12 protein-coding genes and 2 pseudogenes are annotated in these 13,973 nt (G+C 62.9%); 5 read left to right on the top strand and 9 right to left on the bottom strand.

Going from position 1 to position 13,973, the window contains the following annotated elements; genetic code table 11:
• Positions 1–111: 111 nt before the first annotated feature.
• Positions 112–336 (top strand): AlpA family phage regulatory protein, encoded by a 225-nt coding sequence (locus tag HZY77_RS17675; RefSeq protein ID WP_363154585.1) that lies wholly within the window; start codon positions 112–114, stop codon positions 334–336.
• On the opposite strand, the gene HZY77_RS00405 is transcribed toward HZY77_RS17675, so the two are convergent.
• From HZY77_RS00405 to guaB, 4 genes are all read right to left on the bottom strand, one after another.
• Positions 314–1,570, bottom strand: a complete 1,257-nt coding sequence (locus HZY77_RS00405) for a tyrosine-type recombinase/integrase (RefSeq protein WP_296817740.1) — start codon at positions 1,568–1,570, stop codon at positions 314–316. The two genes, HZY77_RS17675 and HZY77_RS00405, sit on opposite strands and share 23 nt — an antisense overlap.
• Before the next feature lie 296 nt (positions 1,571–1,866).
• The gene (gene guaA, locus HZY77_RS00400) at positions 1,867–3,429 is read right to left on the bottom strand and encodes a glutamine-hydrolyzing GMP synthase (RefSeq protein ID WP_296817738.1); all 1,563 of its coding nucleotides are present in this window, start codon (positions 3,427–3,429) and stop codon (positions 1,867–1,869) included.
• 26 nt (positions 3,430–3,455) lie between these two features.
• Positions 3,456–4,166, bottom strand: a complete 711-nt coding sequence (locus HZY77_RS00395) for an SIMPL domain-containing protein (RefSeq protein WP_296817736.1) — start codon at positions 4,164–4,166, stop codon at positions 3,456–3,458.
• Position 4,167: 1 nt separating this feature from the next.
• Positions 4,168–5,628 carry an IMP dehydrogenase gene (guaB, locus tag HZY77_RS00390; protein WP_296817734.1) on the bottom strand — a complete coding sequence of 487 codons (1,461 nt, stop codon included), beginning with the start codon at positions 5,626–5,628 and terminating at the stop codon, positions 4,168–4,170.
• 226 nt (positions 5,629–5,854) lie between these two features.
• Here guaB and HZY77_RS00385 point away from each other — a divergent pair, with 226 nt between their 5' ends.
• Positions 5,855–6,175, top strand: coding sequence for a hypothetical protein (locus tag HZY77_RS00385; RefSeq protein ID WP_296817732.1), 321 nt, complete (start codon positions 5,855–5,857; stop codon positions 6,173–6,175).
• Positions 6,176–6,238: 63 nt separating this feature from the next.
• Here HZY77_RS00385 and HZY77_RS00380 read toward each other — a convergent pair.
• Together HZY77_RS00380 and HZY77_RS00375 are read right to left on the bottom strand one after the other, a co-directional pair.
• Positions 6,239–6,555 (bottom strand): annotated as a pseudogene (locus HZY77_RS00380) (RnfH family protein).
• Positions 6,552–6,985, bottom strand: a pseudogene (locus tag HZY77_RS00375) (type II toxin-antitoxin system RatA family toxin). The pseudogenes HZY77_RS00380 and HZY77_RS00375 overlap by 4 nt, the downstream one beginning before the upstream one ends.
• A 53-nt stretch (positions 6,986–7,038) precedes the next feature.
• Between HZY77_RS00375 and smpB the strand changes: the two are divergent.
• The 3 genes from smpB (at position 7,039) to mnmH (ending at position 9,039) form a co-directional block, all read left to right on the top strand.
• Complete coding sequence (gene smpB, locus HZY77_RS00370) at positions 7,039–7,482, top strand: SsrA-binding protein SmpB (RefSeq protein ID WP_296817730.1); 444 nt, start codon at positions 7,039–7,041, stop codon at positions 7,480–7,482.
• A gap of 124 nt (positions 7,483–7,606) precedes the next feature.
• Positions 7,607–7,780, top strand: a complete 174-nt coding sequence (locus HZY77_RS00365) for a hypothetical protein (protein WP_296817728.1) — start codon at positions 7,607–7,609, stop codon at positions 7,778–7,780.
• Positions 7,781–8,001: 221 nt separating this feature from the next.
• Complete coding sequence (gene mnmH / locus HZY77_RS00360; RefSeq protein WP_296817727.1) at positions 8,002–9,039, top strand: tRNA 2-selenouridine(34) synthase MnmH; 1,038 nt, start codon at positions 8,002–8,004, stop codon at positions 9,037–9,039.
• Positions 9,040–9,054: 15 nt separating this feature from the next.
• Here the strand turns inward: mnmH and HZY77_RS00355 are convergent, their stop codons facing one another.
• From HZY77_RS00355 to HZY77_RS00345, 3 genes are read right to left on the bottom strand one after another with little or no spacing between them, the layout of a single operon-like run.
• Positions 9,055–9,462: a hypothetical protein gene (locus tag HZY77_RS00355; RefSeq protein WP_296817725.1), complete on the bottom strand. Its 408-nt coding sequence runs from the start codon at positions 9,460–9,462 to the stop codon at positions 9,055–9,057.
• Between the two features lie 29 nt (positions 9,463–9,491).
• Complete coding sequence (locus HZY77_RS00350; RefSeq protein WP_296817723.1) at positions 9,492–11,633, bottom strand: bifunctional (p)ppGpp synthetase/guanosine-3',5'-bis(diphosphate) 3'-pyrophosphohydrolase; 2,142 nt, start codon at positions 11,631–11,633, stop codon at positions 9,492–9,494.
• Positions 11,626–13,968, bottom strand: coding sequence for a DNA internalization-related competence protein ComEC/Rec2 (locus HZY77_RS00345; protein ID WP_296817721.1), 2,343 nt, complete (start codon positions 13,966–13,968; stop codon positions 11,626–11,628). Before HZY77_RS00345 ends, HZY77_RS00350 begins: the two co-directional genes overlap by 8 nt.
• Between the last annotated feature and the right edge of the window lie 5 nt (positions 13,969–13,973).

The raw sequence follows: 13,973 nt of genomic DNA, 5'->3' as shown, positions 1-13,973 counted from the left end.
GAGCGTACCGTGCATGACGATTGTCGCGCCGAGGACGACAAGTTACCGCATCTACCGCCCAAAAACCCTCTTCGCCTCCGACGCACCATTCGACGCACTGAGTTGCGTCAAATGGTGCCGCTGGCCGACACGACAATCTACGATATGGAGAGACACGGAGAATTTCCGCGCCGCTTCAATCTGACGGCGCGCTGCGTGGTGTGGGACCTGGCCGAGGTGGAGGCCTGGATAGCCGCGCGGCGGCAGGCCTCAGACTCTGATCAACTGAAGCGGGCGCCCTCGCCCGATGTACGCCAACGCAAGCGTCGCCCTGTCAAAGCAAGGCCTGCGTCGTGAGCACCTTCATCGATGGCGGCAGCAAGGTCGGAGTGTGCGACTTGCCTGCGGTCCACGCGTCAATCATGTCGGCCCATTCCTGCAGCATGTGACGCCGCTGCTCGGCATATTCAGCCTTGTTGTAGACGCCTCGCGACGAGCGACCGTCTTCGTGTGCTAGGCACTTCTCGATCCAGTCGCTGTTGAAGCCGAGCTCGTTGAGGATGGTCGAACCCGTGCGCCGCAGGTCGTGCACGGTGAAGAGTTCCAGCGGCAGGCTGTTCGTTTTCGCGCGTTCGACTATTAGTTGCGTAACCCGGTTGAGTGTGGCGTTGGACATGCATTTGTCAGCGTCGTAGCGCGACGGAATCAGGTAGCGCGAACCGCCGGCACAGGTGCGCAGGGCGACCATGATATCGAGCGCCTGCTGCGACAAGTAGATGTTATGGGCTTTGGACGCTTTCATGCGTTCCTTCGGGATGCTCCATAGCGCCTTCTCAAAATCCACCTCGTCCCACGTCGCGTGGATCAACTCGCTCTTGCGCACCAGGGTGAGCAGAATCAGCCGCAGGCCGAGCTTGATGGTGGGGTACGACGCGACATGCTCCATCTGGGACAGCATGATGCGAATCTCGCTCGGCGACAGCGCGCGGTCCTTCGGAACGAAGGTGGCGATCGACGACGGGCCAACGTCGTCGGCGGGGTTGGCCACCTTCTCGCCATGCAGAATGGCAAAGCCATAGACCTGTTTAACGATATCGCGGACGTGGATCGCCGTGGCCGGCGCCCCNCTGCCCTTGACCTTGTTGCACAGCCCACGCAGGTCGTCGGCCGTAATCTCGGTCAGCAGCCGATTCTGGAAAACCGGCAGGATGTCGCGATCGAGGATGCTCTTGCGCATGGATCGCGTGCTGTCGGCCATGCGCGCCTCGGCGGCCCACCTGGCGGTAAATTCGCCGAAGGTCTTGGCCTCAGCAAGCCGGCGCTTCTGGCGCTGCTTCTCCTGCGAAGGCGACCGCCCTTCAACCACGGCACGCCTGGCCTCCAGGCAGCGCTCACGCGCCCTGGCCAGCGACAAGCCATCTGGCCCGTAGCGGCCGATCGTCAGAGTTTCGCGGCGCCCATTGAGGCGATAGTCGTAACGGAAGGTGACGGTGCCGACCGGTGAGACAGTCACGTACATGCCGTCCCGGTCGGCCACCTTGTATTGAGCGCTCTTGGGCTTGAGGTTCTTCAGTGCGGTATCGGTGAGCATCGGTGTTCTCCCTTGTGCGCAACGGTTTTACCGTCACAAACATTCAGAATGACAACCCGCCCGTAACCCGCATGAAATCTAGCTTTTCGCTTGATTTTTTACCGTCATGCGCCAAAACGGCTTGACGGTAGAAATTCTAATCCTTAGAGACCGCTTTTGGCTACCGTCAGATTGACCGACACTTTGCTCTGGTTACCAGCAATCGTTACCGATAGATGTCGTGACATATACTTATAATAATCAATAAGTTAATACAACTTCCCGATAGTCGCCGATAGCCCGTGAAGAAGCCTGGATTATTCCCATTCAATCGTTGCCGGCGGCTTGCCGCTGATGTCGTAGACGACACGGTTGAGGCCGCGCACTTCGTTGATGATGCGGTTGGAAACCTTGCCAAGCAGGGTGTAGGGCAGCTCGGCCCAGTGGGCGGTCATGAAATCGCTGGTGACGACGGCTCGCAATGCAACCACATAGTCGTAGGTACGGCCGTCGCCCATCACGCCGACTGACTTGACCGGCAGGAACACGGCGAAGGCCTGACTGGTTTTCTCATACCAGCCGCTTGCACGCAATTCGTCGATGAAGATGGCATCCGCCTGGCGCAGCAGGTCGGCGTATTCGCGCTTGACTTCGCCGAGGATGCGCACACCCAGACCGGGACCGGGGAAGGGATGCCGATAGACCATGTCGTGCGGCAGGCCGAGCGCGATGCCCAGCTCGCGTACTTCGTCCTTGAACAGTTCGCGCAGCGGTTCCAGCAATTTGAGATGCAGCGTATCGGGCAGGCCGCCGACGTTGTGGTGGCTCTTGATGGTGTGCGCCTTCTTGGTCTTGGCGCTGGCCGATTCGATGACGTCCGGATAGATCGTGCCCTGCGCCAGCCACTTGGCCTTGGGCAGCTTCTCGGCCTCTTCCTGGAACACATGGACGAATTCGCGGCCGATGATCTTGCGTTTCTGTTCGGGGTCGGTCACGCCGGCGAGTTCGTTCATGAAGCGCTCGCGCGCGTCGACGTGGATGACCTTGACGCCAAGGTTGGCGGCGAAGGTCTGCATCACCTGCTCGGCCTCGTTCAGCCGCAGCAGGCCGTTGTCGACGAACACGCAGGTGAGTTGCTTGCCGATGGCGCGGTGCAGCAGTGCGGCGACCACCGAGGAATCGACGCCGCCGGACAAGCCCAGAATAACCTCGTCGCTGCCGACTTCGGAACGTACCTTGCCGATGGCTTCATCGACGTAATCGGGCATGTTCCAGTCGCCTGCGCAGCCGCACAGGTCGCGCACAAAGCGGTTGAGCAGGGTCTTGCCCTGCAGCGTGTGGGTGACTTCGGGGTGGAACTGCACGCCATAGAACTTGCGGTCCTCGTCCGCCATCGCAGCGATCGGCGTGGCGGCGTTGCTCGCCATCACCTTGAAGCCGGGCGGCAATGCGGTCACCTTGTCGCCGTGACTCATCCACACGTCGAGCAGACCGTGACCCTCGTCGTTGACGCGATCCTGGATGTCGCGCAGCAGCGCCGTATGGCCACGCGCACGGATCTCGGCGTAACCGAACTCGCGCTTGGTGGCGTTTTCGACCTTGCCGCCGAGTTGAGCCGCCATGGTCTGCATGCCGTAGCAAATTCCCAGTACGGGCACGCCCAGTTCAAACACGATTTGTGGCGCCCGCGGTGTTTCTTCCTCGTAAACCGAATTCGGACCGCCAGAGAGAATGATGCCGGCAGGGGAAAAGTCGCGGATGAATGCTTCGGTCACGTCATGGGAATGCAACTCGCAATACACGCCGGATTCGCGCACGCGGCGTGCAATGAGCTGGGTGTATTGGGAGCCGAAATCGAGGATGAGGATTTTCTGGTGCATAGCTGGCCGGGCTGGCCCGGTGAGGATTAATCGATGAGGCGGTATTCGACCGAAGACACCACGCGCACTTTCTTGATGTAGGGCGTGCTGGCGTCGCGGTCTTCGATGGAGAACTGGCCCTGATTGGCTCGCCGGATCTTGCCCAGACGGCTGTCCGAATCCTTGGCGAATTTTTCAGCCGAGATACGCGCATTCTTGGTCGCTTCCTCGATCATGGCCGGTTTCAGCGCATTGAGGCCGGTGAACAGGAACTGCGTGCGGTTTTCGTAGTTCTCGGGGGCGAGCGCGATGCCCTGCTTGCCGAGCTCGCCCAGGTGCGCCATCGCCTCACGCACGCGATCGACCTGACGGGTATAGACGGTGAGCGTCGATTTGCCGCTGTAGCGCAGGCGTTCTGCCAGCTGGGCGTTACCGTAATCCTGGGCCTGGCGGTCGGTGATCGACGGCGCCGAAACTGAAATCTCGTCAGGCTTGAAGCCGCTCGACTGCAGGAAGGCGGCAATTTTCGCGTTCTTTTCCTGCAGGGCCTGATACAGCTTGGGCAAATCGTTGTCCGCTTCGCTGAATGCAACCGGCCAGATGGCGGTATCGGCCGGGACTTCGCGTTCGGCAAGTCCCTTGACCTCGACGCTGCGATCGGCCTGCTTGAACTGCAGCAGGGACTGCCCCAGCACCCAGGCGCCCGCGACCATGCCTGCGGCCAGCAGCAGGGCTTCGATGATCCGCCGCGTGCTCATGTCACTCGACGCGATAATTCGGCGCTTCCTTGGTGATCTGCACGTCGTGCACGTGCGACTCGCGGATACCGGCGCCGGTGATCTCGACGAATTCGGCCTTCGCGTGCATCTCGGTGATGCTCGAAACGCCCAGATAGCCCATGCTGGAGCGCAGGCCGCCCATCAGCTGGTGAATCACCGCCAGCACGCTGCCCTTATAGGGCACGCGGCCTTCGACGCCTTCGGGAACCAGCTTCTCGGCGCTTTTNTCGGTGTCCTGGAAATAGCGGTCGGAGGAACCCTGCTGCATGGCGCCCAGNGAGCCCATGCCGCGATAGGATTTGTAGGAACGGCCCTGGAACAGCTCGATATCGCCCGGCGCTTCCTCGGTGCCGGCCAGCAGGCCACCCAGCATGACGCAATTGGCGCCGGCCGCCAGCGCCTTGGAAATGTCGCCCGAATAGCGGATGCCGCCATCGGCGATCACGCCCACGCCGCTGCCCGCCAGGGCATCGGCCACGTTGGCGACCGCGGTGATCTGCGGCACGCCGACGCCGGCGACCATGCGCGTGGTACAGATGGAGCCGGGGCCGATGCCGACCTTGACCGCATCAGCGCCGTGCTCGACCAGTGCTGCGGCAGCTGCCGCGGTGGCGATATTGCCGCCGATGACCTGCACCTCGGGAAAATTCTGCTTGACCCAGCGCACCCGCTCGAGCACGCCCTTGGAATGGCCATGCGCCGTATCGACCGTAATCACGTCGACCCCGGCGGCCACCAGCGCGGCCACGCGTTCCTCGGTGCCCTCGCCGGTGCCGACAGCGGCGCCCACGCGCAGACGGCCCATCGCGTCCTTGCACGCCAGCGGGTGCTCGCTGGATTTCTGGATGTCCTTGACGGTGATCAGGCCGCGCAGTTCGAACGCATCATTGACCACCAGCACGCGCTCCAGCCGGTGCTTGTGCAGCAGGGCCATCGCCTCGTCGCGGTTGGCACCTTCCTTCACCGTCACCAGCCGCTCTTTCGGCGTCATGATGTTGGCGATAGGTTGGTCGAGCTGGGTTTCGAAGCGGAGGTCGCGGTTGGTGACGATGCCGACTACCTTGCCGCCATCGATCACCGGCAGGCCCGAAATGCGCTTCGCACGGGTAATCTCCAGCACCTGGCGCACGGTCATCTGCGGCGCGACGGTGATCGGGTCCTTGACCACGCCGGATTCGAAGCGCTTGACGGCGGCGACCTGCGCGGCCTGCATTTCGGCGTTCATGTTCTTGTGGATGATGCCGATGCCACCTTCCTGAGCCAGCGCAATCGCCAGTCGCGCTTCGGTCACCGTATCCATGGCGGCAGAAAGCAGCGGCAAATTCAGGGTGATGCTGCGGGTCAGTTGCGTGGCGAGGCTGACATCGCGNGGAAGAACGGTGGAATGGGCGGGAACGAGCAGGACGTCGTCGAACGTCAGCGCTTTNTGCAGAACACGCATGGGTTTTCCTTGGACGCAAAGCGGAATTATACGCGCCCCGCCCATGCCCGCACAAACCGGCCGCCCCGGCGGGCGGCGCGCCTTGGTCGAAATCTACCAAGCCGAATCGGCGGCGAGCGGTTGACTCCGCTGTCCGATGCGACTAACTTTGCACCAGCGTCAACCTGCAGGGCTGATGGAGCGACAGTCCAGGCCCTAATGCCAAACAACCCGAGGAGATAAAACAATGTCCAAAGTTCTGCTTGCCCTGACTTCCGCCGCCCTGATCGCCCTCGCCGGCTGTGCCACCCAGCAGGCTGCCGAACCCGCCAAGCCCACGCTCAGCGCCGAAGCCAAGGCCGCACTCGCCGCCGCCGAGGCCGCCGTGAAGGAGGCCAACGCCAAATTCGCACTCTGGACCACTGCCGATGACGCCCTGAAGGCCGCCCAGGCCGCCGCCGAAAAGGGCGACAGCGAAACCGTGATCAAGCAATCCAAACGCGCCCAGGAACAAGTCAAGCTGGGCATTGCCCAATTGAATTATCCTTTGCTGAAAATCGGCGACTGATCGCACCAGCCCGACCGGCAAGAGGCCTCCTGCGGGAGGCCTTTTGCTTTCCGGCTGCCGCGTTCAGGCGGCGTCGCCGCCGCCCTTCTTGGTGGCCTTGCCTTCCTCCGCGCGCTTGCGCCGCACTTCCTTGGGGTCGGCGATCAGCGGGCGGTAGATCTCGACGCGGTCGCGGTCGCGCACCTTCTCGTCCAGCTTCACCAGCTTGCTGAAGATGCCGACCTTGTTTTTGCGAGGTCGATTTCCGGGTGCGCATCGAGCACGCCGGAGGCGCGGATCGCGTCCTCGACCGTCGCGCCCTCGGGAAGACTCACCTGCAAAATCGGCTGTTCGTACGGCAGGGCGTAGACGACTTCGACGTGTATCGGCGTCTCGTTCATGATACCCACGCCTCATCTGCCCGATGCACGAAGGCGTCGACCAGGGTGCGGGCAATGTGGTCGAACACGGGCGCCAGCACCGTTTCCAGCGCGCGGCTGGAAAACGTGTAGTCGAGACGGAACATTACCTTGCAGGCGTCGTCACCGAGCGGCACGAAGGTCCAGTCGCCCTCCAGATGGGAAAAAGGGCCTTCCTGCAGGCGGATGCGCATTTCGTGCGGGCGCGTCTTGGTGTTTTCGGTGGTAAAGCTGTGACGGACCCCAGGTAGGCGATATGGATGGTCGCCACGGTGGTGGTCTCGTCACGCCACTTGAGCGTCGTGCCGCCGCACCAGGGCAGGAAGGTCGGGTAGTCCTCGACCCGGTCGACCAGGTCGAACATGCGTTCCGGCGTGTGCGCCACCAGCACGCTTTTTTCCACTCGCGCCATGTGAAATCAAGGAAGCCCTGTAAAATCAGGCATTGTACGCAAGGCCGTCCGCCATGAGCATCGTCGACAACAAANAAGCCTTTCACGACTATTTCATCGAAGAGCGCTACGAGGCCGGCCTCGTGCTCGAAGGCTGGGAAGTGAAAGCCATCCGTGCCGGCCGGGTGCAACTGAAGGAGGCCTATGTCGTCGTCAAGAACGGCGCGGTGTATCTGATCGGCTGCCACATCAGTCCGTTGCCCACCGCCTCCACCCATATCCACCCCGACCCCACGCGCTCGCGCAAACTGCTGCTGCACGCGGCGGAAATCAACAAGCTGATCGGCAAGACCGAACGCGCCGGCTTCACGCTCGTGCCACTCGACATGCATTACTCGAAAGGCCGCATCAAGCTGGAAATCGGGCTGGCCAAGGGCAAGAAGCAACACGACAAGCGTGCGGCGGAAAAAGAGCGCGAATGGCAACGCGAGAAGCAGCGCCTCATTCGCGCCAGCTAACGTCGATACGGGATATAGCGCCGACCAACGGATGAAATAATCCGCTTATCGGTCGGGACTTCCCTTGTGCTCCTGTCGAATTGTCGACTACAATTGTCAACATATCGACAACCAAGGAAATCCCATGTCGGCTCTTCCCGTTTACGACGTCGAGTTCATCCCGCTGGAACGCCGTTTGGGTGACCGTCGGGTTGCCCCGCGTGACGCTGCATTGCCGCCCCAGATCATGGCCGATCGCCGCAAGACGACGAGCCGGCGTGCCGAAGATCGCAAACCCGCAACACTGAAATCCGTCTGATCCGACGTCTTGGCGCGCTGCGCGTCAAGACGTTTATCCTGTCCCCGGTTATAGCCGAGGCCTCTCCCGCGTTTTCTCCCATATCGTCCCTCTCACGATCGATTCGTGGCCTCCCCTTCCTGGCCGTGGACGGATCAGGCTTTGCCACCGCAGCGACAGCCATGTGACAATGGCGACCATCCAGCCCGTTCCCTCGTTTTTCCCCGAAAGTTGAGTCCAGTTTGCCTGTCACCGTAGCTGACCTTCCCGCCTACACTGACATCATCGACGTCCGTTCCNCCGGCGAATTTTCCGAGGACCATATTCCTGGCGCAGTCAATTTGCCGGTACTGGACGACGCCGAGCGCGAGCGTGTGGGCACGCTGTACAAGCAGATATCATCGTTCGAGGCCAAGAAGGTGGGCGCGGCACTGGTTTCGCGCAACATCGCGAACCATCTGGACGCCTGGTTCATCGACAAGCCCAAATCGTATCGCCCGCTCGTCTATTGCTGGCGCGGCGGCAGCCGTAGCGGTTCGCTGACGCATGTCCTGCAGAAAATCGGCTTTGGCGCCGTGCAGCTCGAAGGGGGCTACAAGGCCTATCGGCGTCATGTGGTGGCCGAGCTCGACCGCCTGCCGGCGCTGTTGACCTATCGCGTGGTATGCGGCCCGACTGGCAGCGGCAAANGTCGTCTGCTACAGGCCCTGGCTGACGCAGGCGCCCAGGTACTCGATCTCGAGGCGCTGGCGGCACATCGGGGTTCGCTGCTGGGCGCGCTCCCGGATCAGCCTCAGCCATCGCAANAANGCTTCGAAAGCGCGATCTGGTTCGCGTTGAGCCGCTTCGACTTGGCGCGCCCCGTATTCGTCGAATCGGAAAGCAAGAAGATCGGCGCGCTGCGCGTCCCCGACGCGCTGATCACCGCCATGCGCGCCAGTACCTGCCTGCGGCTGGAAGTGCCCCTGCCAGCACGGGTCCGGTTGCTGACCGAGGATTACATGCATTTCCTGCACGACNCCGGGACGATCAATCGCCAACTCGCCTACCTCACTCCCTTGCGCGGCAACGAGACTGTGGCGACGTGGCAGACACTGGCCAATGAACGGGCGTGGCCCGAACTGGTGACTGCCCTGCTCGACCAGCATTACGACCCGAGCTATCTCAAATCGCTCGCGAAAAACTACGCAGCTTCGCCTTCTGATCAGCTCTTCCACACGGACGACCTGTCGGCCAGTGGGCTGCAGCAACTGGCGCGCACGATTCTGGCCGCCGCCTAGGCATCTTCCTCCGCCCTAGAGCAGCTTCCCGAGCACGAAACCGATCACGATGCCGATGATGATCGCGATGGTCAGCCCGCGATAGGTCAGGACGTCCTTCGAATAGCCGCGCCGGATGGCAACGTAGGACACCAGATAGCCGATCGCGTTGAGCAGCCAGATAAAGCCGATCGACAGTATCTTGACGATGACCGGCCCAATCACCGGTACCAGCGCGATGACGCCCAGCAGCCAGACAAAGGCATTGGAGATCAGCCCCACGGCCACTACGCTGGCGGCGATCACGCTGCGGTCGACATTGAAATGCAGCCCCACCCACACCAGTCCGCCGATCGCGCACCACAACGGCAGCATCACCTTCCAGTTGCGCCACCAGGGAGTTCGCGCCTGCATGTGAACTGCTTCATCGAGCGGTTCAGACATACCCGTGTTTCCAGGCCAACAATGAGCGCTCAGCCACGCGCCACCTCGATTACGTTCTGCACATGTTGCAGGCGCGCCAGCAAACGCGACAACTGCTGCAGTTCCCTGATCCGCACCGTGAGTTGCATATAGGCATATTCACCGCGGCTGTCGGTATTCACGCGCAGCACGTCGAGCCTGTCCTTGGCGATGACGTCGGACACGTCACGCAGCAGGCCTTGCCGGTCGAAGGCCTTGAGGCGGATATCCACCTCGAAGGCGGCATTTGCGTCGAGCACCCATTCCGCCGGCAGCATGCGGGCAGGATTGGCACGCTTGAGCGAGGCGCAGTCGTGACGATGCACGGTCAGTCCGCGCCCGACCGTGGTGTAGGCGACAATGTCGTCGGGCGGCTGCGGCTTGCAGCAACGGGCCAGCGTCAGCGGCACGTCGCCCAGGCCAGGAATCGTAACGGGATTGCCCGATCGGGCGCGCGCACGCGGTTTGGCGGTGGGCGTCAGCGCCGGCGAAGGCTTGCCCGGCTCCTGCAAGGCATTGACCAGATCGCGCTGGCCGACATCGCCGCGACCGAGCGCAGCCAGGAACTCCTCCACCTTGCCGAACTTGAGCCGCTGCGCAAGCTTCTCCTGATTCGTGTCGCCCACGCCCAGGCGCTTGAGCTCTTTTTCCAGCAGGCTGCGACCGAGGCTCACCTGCTCGCCGACATCGCGCTGGCGAAACCAGGTGCGCACCTTGGAGCGTGCGCGATGGGTAACCAGGTAGCCCAGTGCCGGATTGAGCCAGTCACGGCTCGGCTCGCCTTCCTTCACCGTGACGATCTCGACGCGCTGGCCGTTGTCGAGCACCGTGTTGAGCGGCACCATCGCACCGTTGACCTTGGCGCCACGGCAGCGATGCCCCAGATCGGTGTGCAGCGCGTAGGCGAAATCCACCGGCGTGGCACCCCGGTCGAGCGCCACGACCCTGCCCTGCGGCGTCAGCACGTAGACCTGGTCCTGGAACAGCTCGGTCTTGAACTGTTCGGTAAACTCGCTGCTGTCGGCAACGTCGTCCTTCCATTCCAGGATGCGCCGCAGCCAGGCAATCTTTTCCTCGTACAGTGCGTCCTGGCGGCCGCCCTCCTTGTAGCGCCAGTGCGCGGCAACGCCGAGTTCGGCATGCCGGTGCATGTCGAAGGTTCTGATCTGCACTTCGAGTGCCCTGTCCTCCGGCCCGATGACGGCGGTGTGCAGCGAACGGTAGTCGTTACTCTTCGGCTGCGAGATGTAGTCGTCGAATTCGCCCGGGATCGGCTGCCACAGGTTGTGCACCAGGCCCAGCACGGTGTAGCAGTCGATCTCGTGCTTGACCAGCACGCGCACCGCACGGATGTCGTAGAGTTGCTCGAAGCTCAGCCGTTTGCGCCGCATCTTGTTGACGATGCTGGCGATATGCTTGGGCCGGCCGCTCACTTCGGCTTCGATGCCATGTAGCGCGAGTTCGGCCTGCAAGCGTTCGATAATGCCCTTGATGTAGGCCTCGCGGTCGGCACGCTTTTCGTCAAGCTGCGTGGCGATGGTCTTGTAGGTATCGGGTTCCAGATAGCGGAACGCCCAGTCTTCCATTTCCCACTTGATCTGCCACACGCCGAGCCGGTTGGCCAGCGGGGCGAAGAGTTCTCGCGCCTGCTGGCCCAGTGCCTCGCGCGTCGCGGCGTCCTGGCTCGCCGCGCAGCGCAGGGCATGCGTGCGTTCCGCCAGCTTGACCAATACGACGCGAATATCCTCCACCATCGCCAGCACCATCTGCCGCAAGGCCTCGAGCTGGGCATGCGGGTCGACGCGCTTGTCGGTGGCGCTGGCAGCCAAGGTCTCGATGCGGGCCATCGCAGCCACGCCGCGGGCCAGCCGGGCAGCCGTGCCGAAAGTGGTATCGAAATCGGCAGTATCGCCCAGACAGGCATGCAGCAAAGCGGCAGCGACGGCATCGGCCCCAACCCGCAATTCGGCCACGATCAAGGCCGCTCCTACACTGTGTGCAAATGCCGGGGTGCTGCCCAGTTGGGCATGGACATACCCCAGCGCGCGCCAGGGCAGATCGTTTTCCGCCACCGGCAGCACGCGTGCCAGCGCCTGCCGGGCCGATTCCAGATCGGTGGCTTCATAGCAGCGGGGGCGGACAGTATCATTCATCAAGCAAAGCGGTATGCCAGTAGCGGCGATGAGATGGTCGATATTCTGAGGCCACCACCCCGGCTTCGCCAAACGTCAGGCTGATGCGCCCNCCAGAATCGCTGCGCAGAATGTTCGCATCCAGCGCGCGAAACCGCGCCACGACCTGCGGATGGGGATGGCCGAAACGATTGCGATAGCCTACCGTGAAAACCCCATAGCGCGGATGCACCTGCTCGACGAACTCGGCCAGCGACGAAGTACGGCTGCCGTGATGCCCGGCCACCAATACCGTTGCCAATATATCCGTGCTGGATTCCAGCAATTCGAGTTCGCCACGCCGTTCGGCGTCCCCTGTGATCAACAGGCTTCGGCCGCCCCGGCTGACTTTCAGCACGCAACTGTAATCATTGTCCCGGCGGCCGGGCTCTGTATACGCCGCGACAGGTGGATTCAGGATGTCAAAACGCACGCCGTCCCATTGCCAGTGCTGACCGCGATGGCAATGGGACGGCGACGGGGCTGTCGTCAAAAGCGGGCTCGTCGTCGGCAAACCGTGCAACAACCAGCCTGTCGGAATATCGCGCAACACCGATCGCAAGCCACCGCTGTGATCGTTGTCGTCGTGCGAGACGATGACACCGGACAATTTCCCGATGCCCAATGTGCGCAAATACGGCACGACGATGCGTTCGCCTGCGTCGCTGCCGGCAAACGCCGGGCCCGTATCGTAGAGTAGCGCGTGCTCAGCCGTGCGGATCAGGATGGCCGTACCCTGGCCCACGTCGATCACGTCAGCCTGAAAGGTATCGGGTGCAATGCTCGTTCGCAGCGGGAAGATCAGCGGCAGCCAAAGCAGCCCGCCCATCGCCCGCATCGGAAATCCGCGCGGCAACAACAGCCACAGCGTACCCGTCACCGCCAGCAACAGCGCCCCCNNTTCCGGCACGGGTCGCGACACCACCGCCCACGGCAGTTCACTGGCCCAGATCAGCCCTTGGCCAAGCCAGGCCATCAACCAGGCGGCCAGATGCCACAGCGGCGGCACGATCACCCCCAACAAGGCCAGCGGCGTCACCAGCCAGCTGACGACCGGAATGGCGACGGCATTGGCAAGCGGAGAAATCAACGACACCTGCTGGAACAGCAACAGCAGGGCCGGTGCCAGCGCCAGGGTGACTGCGCCCTGCACCGTCACCCAGGCGCGCAGCTTGTCCGCTTGCCCTACACGCCCGAACGTCGCCCACAGGATCGCTGCCATGGCGCCGAACGACAGCCAGAAACCGGCCGACAACACCGCCCAGGGATCGATCAGCAAGACCACGAACAGGGCCCATGTCAGCGCCGAGAATGGCCGCGGTTCGCGCCGTCCCCAGAATGCCAGCGCCAGCACGCCGAGCATGAACAGCGTACGCTGCGCCGGTACCTGAAAGCCCGCGAGCAAGGCATACGCATACGCCGCCAATACGGCAGCCAGCAGCCCCGCCTGCCGCGCCGGAAGACGTTCTGCCGCGCGCGGCCAGCGCCGCCAGCCAAACGCCACCGCCCAACCGGCCAGGGCGGCAATCATGGTGACGTGCAAACCAGAGATGGAAAGCAGGTGGTTTCCCNNGGTCCGGGTGAAGGCGCGCCATTGGTCATGCGGAATGCTGCGCTGGTCACCGACCACCAGGGCTGCGATGACGCCGGCGTAGGGTGCGTCGCCCAAGGTGGCAGCGATCCGCTCGCGAATGGCGGCACGCGTAGCGGCAATCCACGCGGCAGGCGTAGCTGCCTGCGCATCCAGACGCCGGGGAGAGGGATTCTCGCGTACATATCCCGAGGCGGCGATGTCGCGTTCCAGCATCCAGGCCTCGAGGTCGAAACCGTGCGGATTGTGCGTACCGTAGGGCCGCTTCAACCGTACTGTGAATTGCCAGCGCTCGCCCGCCTTCACGGTCGGATTGCGCGCNCCNTCTCGGGGCCAGTAGCGCGCAAGCTGGATGCGATGCAGGACCGGGCCATGGGGCGTCAGGGTGCGCTCGATATCCAGCACGAAGCGCTCGCCTCGCGCATCAACCTGAGGCAGATCGTTCACCACGCCCACCACGGCAAGGTCCACCCCTTGCCAGTGGTCCGGCAGACGATCGGCGAGGCGCAGGTCGGCCCGCCATGCGGCCCATGTAAATCCCAACGCCACCCCCAGCAACACCACTGCCAGACGGCGCAGCGTTTCAGGTACCTCTCCGGAGAAACGTGGAAGCCACACCGCTGCTGACAACAACGGAAGCAGCCCCAGCCAGCGGACAGAAGGTAGTGTCGCCTGTTGCTGCAGCAGCCAGACACCGAAGCAGAACGCGATGAGGGTGATCCGCATCGCGC

Source organism: Thiobacillus sp., from assembly GCF_013693775.1.
In the GTDB taxonomy this organism is placed as follows: domain Bacteria; phylum Pseudomonadota; class Gammaproteobacteria; order Burkholderiales; family Thiobacillaceae; genus Thiobacillus.
Note: the sequence above shows the minus strand (reverse complement) of the source record. Positions and strands in the feature narration are given on the sequence as shown.